Below are 12,548 nucleotides of genomic sequence, written 5' to 3' on the forward strand. Positions count from 1 at the left end.
ATGCCCATGACCACTGCGCGAGCCAGACGCCTCCGACCGCTGCCCCCTCTGCTCTCCCTGCGTAGAACCCTGGCACTCACCTTCTCGGCCGTGCTGCTCACCGTGGCCACCCCCCTCCTCTCCCTCGCCACGGCGCCACCTGCCGCAGCGCTGGGCAACGGGCTCGCACTGACGCCGCAGATGGGATTCAACGACTGGAACGCGTACGGCTGCGATGTCTCCGAGTCGCTGATCAAGTCCACCGCGCAGGCGATGCACACCGACGGCATGCAGGCGGCGGGCTACTCGTACGTCAACATCGACGACTGCTGGATGACTCACAGCCGGGATTCCGGTGGCCACCTGGTGCCGGATCCGGCCAAGTTCCCCGACGGCATCAAGGGCACCGCGGACTACGTGCACTCGCTGGGGCTGAAGCTGGGAATCTACGAGGACGCGGGCACCTCGACCTGTGCGGGGTATCCGGGCAGCCTGGGGCACGAGACCACGGACGCGCAGTCGTTCGCGTCGTGGGGTGTGGACTATCTGAAGTACGACAACTGCAACAACACCGGGGTGCCGGCACGGACCCGGTACACCGCGATGCGGGACGCCCTGGCGGCCACCGGCCGGCCGATCCTGTTCAGCCTGTGCAACTGGGGTCAGGAGAACGTGTGGACCTGGGGCGCGGGCGTGGGCAACAGCTGGCGCACCACAGGGGACATCAGCCCCAGCTGGTCCAGCATGCTGTCCATCTTCCACAGCAACGTGGGACTGGCCTCCTACGCCGGCCCCGGCCACTGGAACGACCCGGACATGCTGGAGGTGGGCAACGGCTCGCTGACCGCCACCGAGAGCCGCAGCGAGTTCAGTCTGTGGGCGGAGATGGCCGCGCCGCTGATCGCCGGCACGAACATCCCCGCGGCCAGTTCCGACACCTTGTCCACCCTCACCAACTCCCGGGTGATCGCGGTCGACCAGGACCCCCTCGGTGAACAGGGCACCATGGTGTCGTCCTCGGGCGGCCTGGACGTGCTGGCGAAGCCGCTGGCAAACGGGGACGTGTCAGTGGCGCTGTTGAACGAGACGGGCTCGACGGCGACCATCACCACCACCGCGGCCGCGATCGGGAAGACCGGGGCGTCCGCCTACACCCTGACCGACCTGTGGTCGGGGGCGTCCTCGACCACCTCCGGCACCATCAGCGCCTCGGTGCCGGCCCACGGCACGGCGATGTACCGGGTTGCGGGCGGCACCAGCAGCGGCGGCGGCACCAGCGTGACCGGTGAGCTGCACGCGGTGGGTGCGGGCACATGCCTGGACGTGCCGAACTCCACCACGACCGCCGGCACCCAGGTGGAGATCTGGAGCTGCAACGGCGGCACCAACCAGACTTGGACGCATTCCACTTCCAACCAGCTCACCGTCTACTCCGGAAGTGCCCAGATGTGTCTGGACGCCTACAACAACCAGACCACCCCCGGGACGAAGGTCGAGGTCTGGCCGTGCAACGGCCAGACCAACCAGCAGTGGACGCTGAACTCCGACGGCACCGTCACCGGGGTCCAGTCCGGCCTGTGCCTGGATGTCACCGGAGCGGCCACCGCCGACGGAACCCTCGCCGAGCTGTGGACCTGCAACGGCGGCAGGAATCAGCAGTGGACTCTGGGATGAGTCCCCGCCGAGGGGCGGCACCGCCACAGAGGGAGGAGGGCGAGCGCACTCCGGCGCTCCCTGTGGCCGTACCCCCCCGGCAGACGGTCGGGAAGGTGGAGCGCTGGGAGGAGTCCGCCTGCGGGGGCGTCATCCTGCTGGGGCGGTGTTCCTCAGATGTTCCCGCAGCCACTGCTCGGTGTGGCTCACGTGCATCAGCGCGGCGGCCTGGCTGAGCACGGCGTCACGGGCGGACAGGGCATCGAAGATCGCCTGGTGTTCCGCGAGGGTCCTGCCCGCGGCCTGGTCGTCGACCAGGCCGCGCCAGATGCGGGCGCGCAAGGTGCGGCCCGAGATGCCCTCCAGCAGGGTGAGCAGCGTTTCGTTGCCCGTGGCCGAGACCACGGCGCGGTGGAACGCCGCGTCGTGCGCGTTCAGCTGTTCGACGTCCTCGCGTGCGGCTCGCATGGCGTCCAGGTGCTGCTTGACCTCTGCCAGCTGGTCGTCGGAGATCCGGGTGGCGGCGAGTGCAGTGGCCACCGGTTCGAGGAGCCGGCGCACCTCCATCAGGTCCAGCAGCGCAGCCGAGTCGCTCTGCAGCAGCTCGACCGCGCCGCCCAGGCCCTCGAGCAGCAGGCTCGGCTGCAGGCTGGTGACATAGGTGCCGTCGCCCCGGCGGACTTCGAGCACGCGGGCGACCGCGAGTGCTTTGACCGCCTCGCGGGCCAGGTTGCGGGACAGGCCCAGCTGGGCCGCCAGCTCCGGCTCCGGCGGCAGCTTCGAGCCCGGTGGCAGCGCCCCGGTGCGGATGAGTTCACGGATCCGCTCAATGGCCCTGTCCGTCAGCGACAACGCGCACCCCTTTCTCCGGAGTGTTCTCCGCGCTGTTCCGCGTGGGTACGTCCGGCCTGATCAGGCCCTGGGCGCGAAGGTCGTCCCAGAGAGCTTCCGGCACGTGCCGACGGTGGAGTTCCACGTTGTGCCTGACCTGCTCCTGATTCCTCATTCCCAGGGTGACGTTGATGATACTGGGATGGCTGAAGGGGAAAGCGATCGCGGCGGCGGGCAGGGGCGTGCCGTGATGCTCGCAGACCTCGGCGATGGCCAGGGCACGGGCGACGAACTCGGGCGGAGCGTCCTTGTAGTCGTACTTCATGCCCGGCGCGGGACGTTCCCGGGAGAGCAGGCCCGAGTTGAACACGCCGACGGCGACCACGCTCTTGCCGTGCTCCCGTGCGGCGGGCAGCACGTCGTCCAGGGCCGACTGGTCGAGGAGCGTGTAGCGGCCGGCCAGCATCACCACGTCGGCCGCGGTCTCGCCCAGGAAGCGGGCGAGCATGGCCGACTGGTTCATGCCGGCGCCGATCGCCCCGATCACTCCCTGGTCGCGCAGGTCCGCGAGGGTGGGCAGAGCCTCCTCTGCGGCCTGCCGCCAGTGGTCGTCGGGGTCGTGCACGTAGACGATGTCGAGACGGTCGAGACCCGTACGTTCCAGGGTGGCATCGACGGAGCGGAGCACGCCGTCCCGGCTGAAGTCCCACTGGCGGCGCAGGTCGTCCCGGACGACGAAGCCCTCGCTGTCGACGCCCCGCGGCTGCTCGTTGGGCACGAGCAGCCGGCCCACCTTGGAGGAGACGACGTACTGCTCGCGGGGGCGGTCGCGCAGGGCGGCCCCCAGCCGCTGTTCGGACAGGCCGAGCCCGTAGTGCGGCGCGGTGTCGAAGTACCGGATGCCGCTGTCCCAGGCCGCCTCGATCGCGGCCGCCGCGTCCTGGGCCGGTGTGACCCGGTAGAGGTTGCCGATGACGGACGCACCGAAGCCCAGTTCGGTGACGTCGACGGTGGTGTTCGTGATCTTCCGGGTGCGCACGACATGCTCCTCGGGTCCTATGAGTGGGACAGCGGCGCCGATCAACGCCTGACGGCGGCCCCGCCGCCCGCCACGAGTGCTTCGACCTCGGCGAGCGAGGCCATGGAGACGTCGCCGGGCGTGGTCATGGCGAGTGCGCCGTGGGCCGTGCCGTAGGCGAGGGCCCGCTTCAGCCCTGCGATGGTGAGCGGGACACCGGTCGGCCCGGTACCCGTGAGCGGCTCGGGGGCGGTGCGCCCGAGCCATGCGTGCTCCGAGCCGGCCCGGCCGAGCGGGTCGTGCCCCGGAACCTCTTCGCCCCGCCGTCCGTGAGCCGGCCCGGAATCGGCCTCGGGTTCGTTCCCGGGGCCGGGTGCCGAGCCCAGCAGTCCGTAGATCAGTCCGGCAGCGAAGGCGTCGCCGGAGCCGATGCGGTCCAGGACGTGCAGGCCGGGCATGTGGGGGCCCGCGACGAAGGCGGTCGCCGGTGACCAGGCCGCCGAGGACCAGTCGTTCACGCCTGCCGAAGGCACGCCCCGGAGCGTCGTGGCCAGTACCTTCACCCCGGGCAGCAGGGCGGCCGCCTCGGCGAGCGCATCCGGCACCTCGTCCGCGCGGACGCGCACTGCTCCGGGGTACGGTCCGGCAAGGCCGAGGGCGCCCACCACCACGTCGGCGTGCCGGGCGAGCCGCAGGTCCACCTCGCGGGCCCGTTCGGCGCCGCCACGTCCGGCCCAGAGACTCGGGCGGTAGTTGGGATCGTAGGAGACGGCGACGCCGTGCCGCCGTGCCGCGGCCATCGCCTCGTCCGCCAGGTCCGGGGTGGTGTCCGACAGGCCGGCGAAGATGCCGCCCGTGTGGAACCAGCGCGGGCCCCCGGCGAACAGCGCGTCCCAGTCGATGTCCCCCTTGCGCAGCTGGGACACGGCCGTGTTCGCGCGGTCGCTGACGCCGAGCGCACCCCGGACGCCGAAGCCCCGCTCCACGAAGTTCAGCCCGTTGCGGGCGGTGCGGCCCATACCGTCGTCAGGCACCCAGCGGATCAGGGAGGTGTCGACTCCGCCCTGGAGAATGAGGTCCTCGACAAGCCTCCCCACCGCATTGTCGACCAGTGCGGTCACTACGGCCGTGCGCAGGCCGAAGCAGCGGCGCAGTCCGCGTACGACGTTGTACTCGCCGCCGCCCTCCCAGACCTGGAAGGTGCGGGCGGTACGGACGCGGCCCTCGCCCGGGTCGAAGCGGAGCATCACCTCGCCGAGGGCGATGACCTCGGGGACGCTCATCCCCTGCTCCTCTCGAGGGCCTCGGCGGTCAGCCGCCGGATCCCGTCGTAGTCGCCGCGCTCCAGGTGGCCGGTGGTCGCCATCCAGCTGCCGCCGACGGCGAGGACCGCCGGGTGGGAAAGGTAGCCGGACAGGTGCGCGGGGCCGATGCCCCCGGTCGGCAGGAAGCGCGCCTGGGGGAACGGAGCCGCGAGGGCCTTGAGCATTCCCGTGCCGCCGAGCGGTTCGGCGGGGAACAGTTTGACCGTGTCAAGACCGGCGCGCAGGGCGCACATCAGCTCCGTGGCGGTGGCGACACCCGGTACGACGGGTACGTCGAGCTCCCGGCACCTGGCGACGACCTCGGCGTCGTAACCGGGGCTGACGACGAACCGTGCCCCGGCTGCCACGGCCCGCTCCGCCTGGTCGGGCGTGAGCACGGTGCCCGCGCCGACCGCCAGCCCGCCGTGAGCCGCCATCGTCTTCATCACGTGCTCGGCATCCGGGCCACGGAGGGTGACCTCGGCGCACCGGGCTCCGCCCGCCGTGAGCGCGTCGGCGAGCGGGCCGGCGTTCGCGACGGACGGAACCGTGAGCACTGGCAGGATTCGGGCGCCGGCCAGCACAGAGGCGAGGCCGGCGGTCATCGGCCCAGCCATCCGCCGTCGACGGGCAGGACGGTGCCGTGGACGTAGGCGGCGGCGTCGGAGGCCAGGAACACGGTGGCGCCCGCGACGTCGTCGGCGGCGCCCCAGCGTCCGGCCGGGATGCGGTCCAGGATCGCCTTGCTGCGCACCGGATCGTCCCGCAGCGCCTGGGTGTTGTCGGTGGCGATGTAGCCCGGCGCGATGGCGTTGACGTTGACACCGTGCGGGGCCCACTCGTTGGCCAGCGCCTTGGTCAGTCCGGCGATGCCGTGCTTGGCGGCGGTGTAGCCGGGGACGGTGATGCCGCCCTGGATGCTGAGCAGCGACGCCGTGAAGATGATCTTTCCCTGACCGCGGGCCACCATCGCCGCGCCGACGGCCCGAGTGAGCGCGAACTGGGCGTTGAGGTTGACCTGCAGGACCAACTCCCAGTCGGCGTCGGAGTGTTCGGCCGCCGGAGTCCGGCGGATCGTGCCCGCGTTGTTGACCAGGATGTCCACCGGTCGCCGACGGGCCGCGAGTTCCGCGCCCAGGTTCCGTACGGCGTCGGGGTCGGCGAAGTCGGTCCGGACCGCCTCGAAGGTGCGCCCGGCGGCGACGACGTCCTTCTCCACCGCGCTGCCGGAGTCCTCCAGTGAGGCGCTGACGCCGATGACGTCCGCGCCGGCTTCGGCGAGGGCACGGGCCATGGCCCGGCCGAGGCCGCGCCGGGCGCCGGTGACGACCGCGAGCCGGTCGGTGAGGTCGAACAGTGGCATCTCAGGCTCCCGTCGTGTCGTTGCCGCAGTCCACCAGGATCTTCATCACGTCCCCGCCCGCCTCCAGCGCCCCGAAGGCCGCGGGCGCCTCGGTGAGTGGCACGACCTTGCTGATCAGCCGCTCGGCGGGGATGGTGCCGTCCGCCACCAGCGTCACCGCCCGCTCGAAGTCCGGGCGGTCGTACAACCGGGCACCGACGAGGGTGAGTTCGCGCCAGAAGAAGCGGTGCAGGTTCACCTCGCGGGGCCGGGGGTGGATGGCCACCAGGCACAGGCGGCCGCGCACGCCCAGCACCTCCACGGCGGTGCCGACACCGCCCGCGGCGCCGGACACCTCGAAGGCGACGTCCGCGCCCGCGCCGCCGGTCCACTGCCGGACGGCCTCGGGCACGTCGTCGGCGGCCGGGTCCCAGGTGGTCAGTCCCAACTCCTCGGCCAGGAGGCGTCGGTGGGTGCTCAGCTCCACCACGCGGACCTCGGCACCGGCGGCCCGCGCCACCAGCGCGATGAGCACCCCGACCGGTCCGCCGCCGACCACGACGACCCGCTCGCCCTCCCGCACCTCGGCCCGGCCGACATCGTGCACAGCCACGGCCGTGGGCTCCACGAGGGCGGCCCGGTCCAGTGCGAGGGAGCCGGGCAGCCGGACCAGGGTGGCGGCCGGCACGGTCCAGCGCTGCTGCATCGCACCCGGCGAGTCGATGCCGATGAAGTCGAGGTTCTGGCAGATGTGCCGGTGACCGGAGGCACACGCCGGGCAGGTTCCGTCCCAGCGCAGTGGCATCACGGTCACCGCGTCCCCGGGCCGCCAGCCCTCCACGTCCGGTCCGACGCGTACGACACGGCCGGACATCTCGTGCCCGAGGACGGCGGGCGCTGAAACCCGGGCGTCCATGTCGCCGTGGAAGATGTGCAGGTCGGTGCCGCAGATGCCGACGTAGGCGGGCGCCAGTTCCACCTCGCCGGGGCCGGGGGAGGAGGTCTCGGCGGGCGCGGTGTCCAGCGTGCGGGCGGCCGTGTAGCGGACTGCGAGTGTCATCGTGGTGTCAGGGTCCCTTCAGCGCGGACGCCGATGGTCAGCAGCAGGTTGGCGTACGTACGGATGTCGGCGGTGACGATCGCCAGCGCCAGGTCGGGGGAGCGTGCGGCGCCGTAGAACGCGAACCGGTCCAGCGTCTCCACCGGGGCGGGCGCCAGCCGGGCGCGGTACTCGGCGATGGCCGGTGGCTCCGGTTCGCCCTCGGGCGGCACCATCACCTGGGCCGACTCCACGGGGATCGCCCGCAGGAGGACATCGAGCACGGTGGTGACGTCCAGCAGGCCCGGCCTCAGATTGAGGTGGACGGTCCTGGCCCGCTCGCCGGTGGCCGTACCGGCGGGGTAGTGGCCGTCGGCGACCAGGACGCGGGCGCCGTGGCCGGCTCCGGCCAGGGCTTCGAGGATTCCGGGGTGCAGCAGGTCCGTCAGGAGCACGGCGTCCCCTCCTTCGTCGGGGCAGGCGTCAGGTGGTAGAAGTCCGTCGCGGTGCCGGCGAGCACCGCGTGGATCTCGGTGCCGGAGCAGCCGTCGAGGAGTTCCTCGACGGTGGCGGCCCAGCGGTTCCAGCCGCCGGCGAGGACGCAGACCGGCCAGTCGGAGCCGAACATCAGCCGGTCGGGGCCGAAGGCGGAGAGCAGGACGTCCCACGCCGGGCGGAGGTCGTCGACGGTCCACTTCTCGTGGTCGGCCTCCGTGACGAGTCCCGACACCTTGCAGCGGACCTGGGGATGCCGGGCCAGTGTCCCCACCTGCCGTGCCCAGTCGGTCAGTTCCCGCGTTACGAGAGGCGGCTTGCCCGCATGGTCCAGGACGAGGGGCAGCTCCGGCAGCCTCTCCGCGAGACGGATCGCCTGCGGCAACTGGTGGCTGCGGATCAGTACGTCGTATCCGAGTCCGCGCTCTGCGACCGCTCCCAAGCCCCGCTCGACATCAGGCCGTTGGAGCCAGTGGGCGTCCGACTCGCCCTGCACGATGTGCCGCACGGCCCGCAGGTACCGGCCCGCGGACCCGGTCCGCAGGTCGTCGAGTACGTCGCCGATCGCCGGGGACGTCAGGTCCGCCCAGCCGACGACGGCGCCGATCAGCGGGTCGTTGTCGGCCAGGGCGAGGAGGTCACGTGTCTCGGGTACGGAGGTGATGCACTGGACGACCACCGTGCTCGTCAGTCGTCGTCCGGCGATCGGCCGGGTCGCGGCCGAGCGCAGGGCGTGCGAGCTGAAGTTGCGGCGGAGCGGCTCGTGCCCGGGTTCGTCCAGCCAGGGCTGCGGCCGGACGTCCAGGTTCCAGACGTGGTGGTGGGCGTCGACGAGGGCCTGGGCGTCAGACACGGGCGGTCCAGACGGGGCCGTCGGGGTAGGCGTAGTCCTTGAGGGACTCCGGGTGCATCTGTGCGCTCAGCCCGGGCAGCTCCGGCGCCAGGTAGTGGCCGTCGGCGATGCGCACCGGGTCGGTGAAGTGCTCGTGGAGGTGGTCGACGTACTCGATGACCCGGTCCTCCAGGGTGCCGGAGACGGCGACGTAGTCGAACATCGACAGGTGCTGCACCATCTCGCACAGACCGACACCGCCGGCGTGCGGGCACACCGGCACGCCGAACTTCGAGGCGAGCAGCAGGATCGCGATGTTCTCGTTGACGCCGCCGACCCGTGCGCTGTCGATCTGCACGATGTCCACCGCGCCGGCCTGGAGGAGTTGCTTGAATACGACCCGGTTGGCGATGTGCTCGCCGGTGGCGACCTTGATGGGGCTGACGTCCCTGCGGACCGCGGCGTGGCCGAGGATGTCGTCCGGGGAGGTGGGTTCCTCGATCCAGTACGGCTGGTAGGGCGCCAGGGCGCGCATCCAGGCGATCGCGTCCTGGACGTCCCATCTCTGGTTGGCGTCCACGGCGATACGGATGCCGTCGCCGACCGTCTCGCGGGCGACCCGCATGCGTCGTACGTCGTCCTCCAGCGACGCGCCGACCTTCAGCTTGATCTGGGTGAAGCCGTCGGCGACGGCCTCCCGGGCCAGACGGGCCAGCTTCTCGTCGGAGTAGCCGAGCCAGCCGGGGGTGGTGGTGTAGGCGGGGTAGCCGCGCTCCAGCAGGCGGGCGGTGCGCTCCTGGCGGCCCGGTTCGGCACGGCGCAGGATGTCCAGGGCGTCCTCGGGAGTGAGTGCGTCGCTGAGCCAGCGGAAGTCGACCTGCGCGACCAGTTCCTCGGGCGGCATCTCGCCGAGGAAGCGCCACACGGGCTTGCCCGCACGCTTGGCCGCGAGGTCCCAGGCGGCGTTGACCACGGCGCCGGTGGCCATGTGCATCGCCCCCTTCTCCGGTCCCAGCCAGCGCAGTTGAGGGTCGTGGACGAGGGAGCGGGAGAAGGCTCCGAGGTCGCCGCAGACCTCCTCGACGGAAAGGCCGACCACGTGGGGTGCGAGGGCCGCGACCGCGGCGGCCTGCACGTCGTTGCCGCGTCCGGTGGTGAAGGCCAGGGCGTGGCCCTCCAGCCCGTCGCCGGCGTCGGTGCGCAGGATCACGTAGGCGGCCGAGTAGTCGGGTTCGGGGTTCATCGCGTCAGACCCGTCCAGGTGCTCGGACGTCGGGAACCGCACGTCCAGGACGTCGAGGGCGGTGATACGGGCAGACGCCGATGGAGCGGACACGGCAGAGGACATGACGGCAACTCCTGTGAGAGCAGGTGGGAACACGGCCTTCCCTGCGGCGGAAGGACGAGCGGCGAGCGGTGTGCGGCGGCGACGGCCGCCCGGTTCACTCCTGCACCTTGCCGCCGGTGATACGCGAGATGGTCAGGGCGACCAGGATGATCAGGCCGTTGAGGGCACCGATCCACTGCGCGGGGACGCCCGCGAGCGTCAGCACGTTCTGGATCATGAACAGCAGCAGGATGCCGCTGAAGGCGCCGAACATGGTGCCCCTGCCGCCGTTGAGGCTGATTCCGCCGATGACGGCGGCGGCGAAGACGGTGAAGATGTAGCCGTTGCCCTGTGCGGAGGCCACCGAGGCGAGGCGGCCGGACAGCAGCAGCCCGGCGAGGGCGGCGAGCACGCTGCCGGTGACGATGACGATCCACAGCACCCGGTCGGTACGGATGCCGGCCGCCTTCGCAGCGTCGACGTTGCCGCCGATGGCGTACAGCGAGCGGCCGAAGCTGGTCCAGCCGAGGACGACGATGGCGACCGCGAACAGCACCAGGCAGATCCAGATCGACGCCGGCATCCCGAACCATTCGGCGGTGCCCAGGTACAGCATGGACGGTGGCAGTTGGAAGAAGGTCTGGCCGCCGGAGATGCCGGTCAGGACGCCCCGCAGCACGATCAGCATGCCGAGGGTGACGATGAAGCCGTTGAGACCGAAGCGGATGATCAGCAGGGCGTTGACCACTCCGACGAGCGCGCCCACGGCGAGGGTGACGGGGACGGCCCAGACGCCGGGGAGCAGGCCCAGACCGTGCCCGGCGCCGGCCGGCACCACCAGCCAGGCCGCGACGCCGGGGGCGAGCCCCATGGTGGACTCCAGCGACAGGTCCATCTTCTTGACGATCAGGATCATCGTCTGGGCGAGGACCAGCAGGGCCATCTCGGACATGGTCTGCAGGACGTTGATGAGGTTGTCCACCTGCAGGAAGACCGGGTTGACGATCTGGCCGACGATCGCGATGACCACGATGGCGGGTACCAGGGCGAGGTCGCGCAGCCGGGCCAGCGGTATCCGGCCGCCGAGCAGCGCGGTCCGCTTCGCCTGAGGCTCCGAGCCCCCCGCCGCGGCGGTGTCCGCGAGGACGGTTTCAGGCATCGAGGTCCACTCCTTCCATCGCGGCCACGAGTTCGTGGTCGTGCCAGCCGCGGGCGATCTCTGAGGTCACACGGCCCTGGAACATCACCAGGACCCGGTCGCACATGCGCAGGTCGTCGAGTTCGTCGGAGGCGATGAGCACTCCGGTGCCGGTCTGCGCGGTCTCCTCGACCTTGCCGAGGAGGAACTCCTTGGAGCGCACGTCCACGCCCGCGGTCGGATTGATCAGAACCAGCAGCCGGGGGTCGTCGGCGAGGGCGCGGGCCATGACGACCTTCTGCTGGTTGCCGCCGGAGAGGGCGGAGACGGGCAGGTCGGGGCCGGGCGTCTTGATCGCCAGGTGCTCGATCATCCCCTCGGCGAGCCGGTCGCGTCGGCTGTGGCTGAGGAATCCGTTCCTGCCGAGCCTGCGGGGAACGGACAGTGTGGCGTTGTCCGCGATCGACATGCCCGGCACGAAGCCCTGGTGGTGCCGGTCCTGCGGGACGAACCCGGCGCCGGCGGCGAGCGCGGCGGGCACGCTGCCGGGACGTGGGCGGTGGCCGGCGATCTCCACCTCGCCGCTGCCGGCGGCCCGCAGTCCCACGACGGTTTCGGCCACCTCGGTGCGTCCGCTGCCCGCGGCCCCCGCGAGCCCGACGATCTCCCCGGCGCCGACCTGGAAGGAGATGTCGCCGTAGGTCTCGCCGCCCAGGCCCCGAACGCTCAGCGCGGCCGTGGCGCCGGCGTCGAGGGTGCTCGCCCGCTCCTCGCGCCCGTAGGCCGCCACCTCACCGGTCATGGCGGCGACGAGTTCGGTGCGGGGCAGTCCGGCCACCGGGGCGGTCACGATGTGGCGGGCGTCCCGGAACACCGTCACCATGTCGCAGATCTCGTATACCTCCTGCAGGTGGTGGCTGATGAACAGGAAGGTCACACCTTGCTGTTGCAGGTCGCGGATGCGGTCGAAGAGACGGTTGATCGCCGCTGCGTCGAGCTGGGCGGTCGGCTCGTCGAGGATGATGAACCGGGCGCCGAAGGACAGCGCGCGGGCTATCTCCACGAACTGCCGTTGCTCCACGCTGAGATCAGCGGCGGGCGTCTGCGGGTCGATGTCCACGGACCAGGTCGACAGCACGTCCTGCGCGCGGCGGCGTACGCCCTGCCAGCTGATGAGGCGGTGGCGGCCGCGGTCGTGCCGGTTCAGGAAGAGGTTCTCGGCGACGGTCAGTGTGGGGATGATCGTCGACTTCTGGTAGACGCAGGCCACGCGACGGCGCCAGGCATCGCGGTCCGTGAGCCGTGGCGCCGGGCTGCCGCCGAAGGTCACCGTTCCCCCGTCGGGGGCCTGCAGGCCGGTGAGGACGGACACCAGGGTCGACTTGCCGGCGCCGTTGCGGCCGACGAGTGCATGCGTCTCGCCGGGCCTGATGGTGATCCGGGCGCCGTTCAGGGCCACCGTCGGACCGAATCGTTTGACAATGCCCGTCGCCTCGACGACGGGCGGATCTGCCGGGACCCGTCCGTCGTCCGTCGGGGCGGGTGCGGGGCGGACTGCTCGTTCCCCGTCGCTCATCTCAACCGCCTTGG

The 12,548-nt window shown here is 71.5% G+C and carries 12 protein-coding genes; 1 reads left to right on the forward strand and 11 read right to left on the reverse strand.

Annotated features, from left to right (window positions below):
• The first annotated feature begins 6 nt into the window (after positions 1 to 6).
• A complete protein-coding gene (locus ACFYZB_RS00205) occupies positions 7 to 1,653 on the forward strand; it encodes a glycoside hydrolase family 27 protein (protein ID WP_388752369.1) in 1,647 nt (548 codons plus the stop codon).
• A 129-nt stretch (positions 1,654 to 1,782) separates the two neighbouring features.
• Here ACFYZB_RS00205 and ACFYZB_RS00210 read toward each other — a convergent pair whose 3' ends face one another.
• From ACFYZB_RS00210 to ACFYZB_RS00260, 11 genes are all read right to left on the reverse strand, one after another.
• Complete coding sequence (locus tag ACFYZB_RS00210) at positions 1,783 to 2,484, reverse strand: FadR/GntR family transcriptional regulator (RefSeq protein WP_388752371.1); 702 nt, start codon at positions 2,482 to 2,484, stop codon at positions 1,783 to 1,785.
• The gene (locus tag ACFYZB_RS00215) at positions 2,459 to 3,502 is read right to left on the reverse strand and encodes an aldo/keto reductase (protein ID WP_388752373.1); all 1,044 of its coding nucleotides are present in this window, start codon (positions 3,500 to 3,502) and stop codon (positions 2,459 to 2,461) included. The genes ACFYZB_RS00210 and ACFYZB_RS00215 overlap by 26 nt, the downstream gene beginning before the upstream one ends.
• Before the next feature lie 41 nt (positions 3,503 to 3,543).
• Positions 3,544 to 4,764: a sugar kinase gene (locus ACFYZB_RS00220; protein ID WP_388752376.1), complete on the reverse strand. Its 1,221-nt coding sequence runs from the start codon at positions 4,762 to 4,764 to the stop codon at positions 3,544 to 3,546.
• Positions 4,761 to 5,390 (reverse strand): bifunctional 4-hydroxy-2-oxoglutarate aldolase/2-dehydro-3-deoxy-phosphogluconate aldolase, encoded by a 630-nt coding sequence (locus ACFYZB_RS00225; protein WP_388752379.1) that lies wholly within the window; start codon positions 5,388 to 5,390, stop codon positions 4,761 to 4,763. Before ACFYZB_RS00225 ends, ACFYZB_RS00220 begins: the two co-directional genes overlap by 4 nt.
• The gene (locus tag ACFYZB_RS00230) at positions 5,387 to 6,148 is read right to left on the reverse strand and encodes an SDR family oxidoreductase (RefSeq protein ID WP_388752382.1); all 762 of its coding nucleotides are present in this window, start codon (positions 6,146 to 6,148) and stop codon (positions 5,387 to 5,389) included. Before ACFYZB_RS00230 ends, ACFYZB_RS00225 begins: the two co-directional genes overlap by 4 nt.
• Before the next feature lies 1 nt (position 6,149).
• Positions 6,150 to 7,187 (reverse strand): zinc-binding dehydrogenase, encoded by a 1,038-nt coding sequence (locus ACFYZB_RS00235; protein ID WP_388752384.1) that lies wholly within the window; start codon positions 7,185 to 7,187, stop codon positions 6,150 to 6,152.
• Positions 7,184 to 7,621: an RbsD/FucU domain-containing protein gene (locus tag ACFYZB_RS00240; RefSeq protein WP_388752387.1), complete on the reverse strand. Its 438-nt coding sequence runs from the start codon at positions 7,619 to 7,621 to the stop codon at positions 7,184 to 7,186. The genes ACFYZB_RS00235 and ACFYZB_RS00240 overlap by 4 nt, the downstream gene beginning before the upstream one ends.
• Positions 7,612 to 8,514 (reverse strand): amidohydrolase family protein, encoded by a 903-nt coding sequence (locus ACFYZB_RS00245; RefSeq protein ID WP_388752390.1) that lies wholly within the window; start codon positions 8,512 to 8,514, stop codon positions 7,612 to 7,614. The genes ACFYZB_RS00240 and ACFYZB_RS00245 overlap by 10 nt, the downstream gene beginning before the upstream one ends.
• Positions 8,507 to 9,841, reverse strand: coding sequence for an enolase C-terminal domain-like protein (locus tag ACFYZB_RS00250; protein ID WP_388752393.1), 1,335 nt, complete (start codon positions 9,839 to 9,841; stop codon positions 8,507 to 8,509). The genes ACFYZB_RS00245 and ACFYZB_RS00250 overlap by 8 nt, the downstream gene beginning before the upstream one ends.
• A 94-nt stretch (positions 9,842 to 9,935) precedes the next feature.
• Positions 9,936 to 10,979 (reverse strand): ABC transporter permease, encoded by a 1,044-nt coding sequence (locus tag ACFYZB_RS00255; protein WP_388752395.1) that lies wholly within the window; start codon positions 10,977 to 10,979, stop codon positions 9,936 to 9,938.
• Positions 10,972 to 12,534, reverse strand: coding sequence for a sugar ABC transporter ATP-binding protein (locus ACFYZB_RS00260; RefSeq protein WP_388752398.1), 1,563 nt, complete (start codon positions 12,532 to 12,534; stop codon positions 10,972 to 10,974). Before ACFYZB_RS00260 ends, ACFYZB_RS00255 begins: the two co-directional genes overlap by 8 nt.
• Positions 12,535 to 12,548 lie beyond the last annotated feature (14 nt).

It is taken from the genome of Streptomyces sp. NPDC001852, from assembly GCF_042891825.1.
Taxonomy (GTDB): Bacteria; Actinomycetota; Actinomycetes; order Streptomycetales; family Streptomycetaceae; genus Streptomyces.

Bases quoted from the DNA above. Each gene is read 5' to 3' on its own strand.
- ACFYZB_RS00205 (WP_388752369.1), top strand. From the start codon at position 7: ATGACCACTGCGCGAGCCAGACGCCTCCGACCGCTGCCCCCTCTGCTC.
- ACFYZB_RS00220 (WP_388752376.1), bottom strand. From the start codon at position 4,764: ATGAGCGTCCCCGAGGTCATCGCCCTCGGCGAGGTGATGCTCCGCTTC.
- ACFYZB_RS00225 (WP_388752379.1), bottom strand. From the start codon at position 5,390: ATGACCGCCGGCCTCGCCTCTGTGCTGGCCGGCGCCCGAATCCTGCCA.
- ACFYZB_RS00230 (WP_388752382.1), bottom strand. From the start codon at position 6,148: ATGCCACTGTTCGACCTCACCGACCGGCTCGCGGTCGTCACCGGCGCC.
- ACFYZB_RS00235 (WP_388752384.1), bottom strand. From the start codon at position 7,187: ATGACACTCGCAGTCCGCTACACGGCCGCCCGCACGCTGGACACCGCG.
- ACFYZB_RS00250 (WP_388752393.1), bottom strand. From the start codon at position 9,841: ATGTCCTCTGCCGTGTCCGCTCCATCGGCGTCTGCCCGTATCACCGCC.
- ACFYZB_RS00255 (WP_388752395.1), bottom strand. From the start codon at position 10,979: ATGCCTGAAACCGTCCTCGCGGACACCGCCGCGGCGGGGGGCTCGGAG.
- ACFYZB_RS00260 (WP_388752398.1), bottom strand. From the start codon at position 12,534: ATGAGCGACGGGGAACGAGCAGTCCGCCCCGCACCCGCCCCGACGGAC.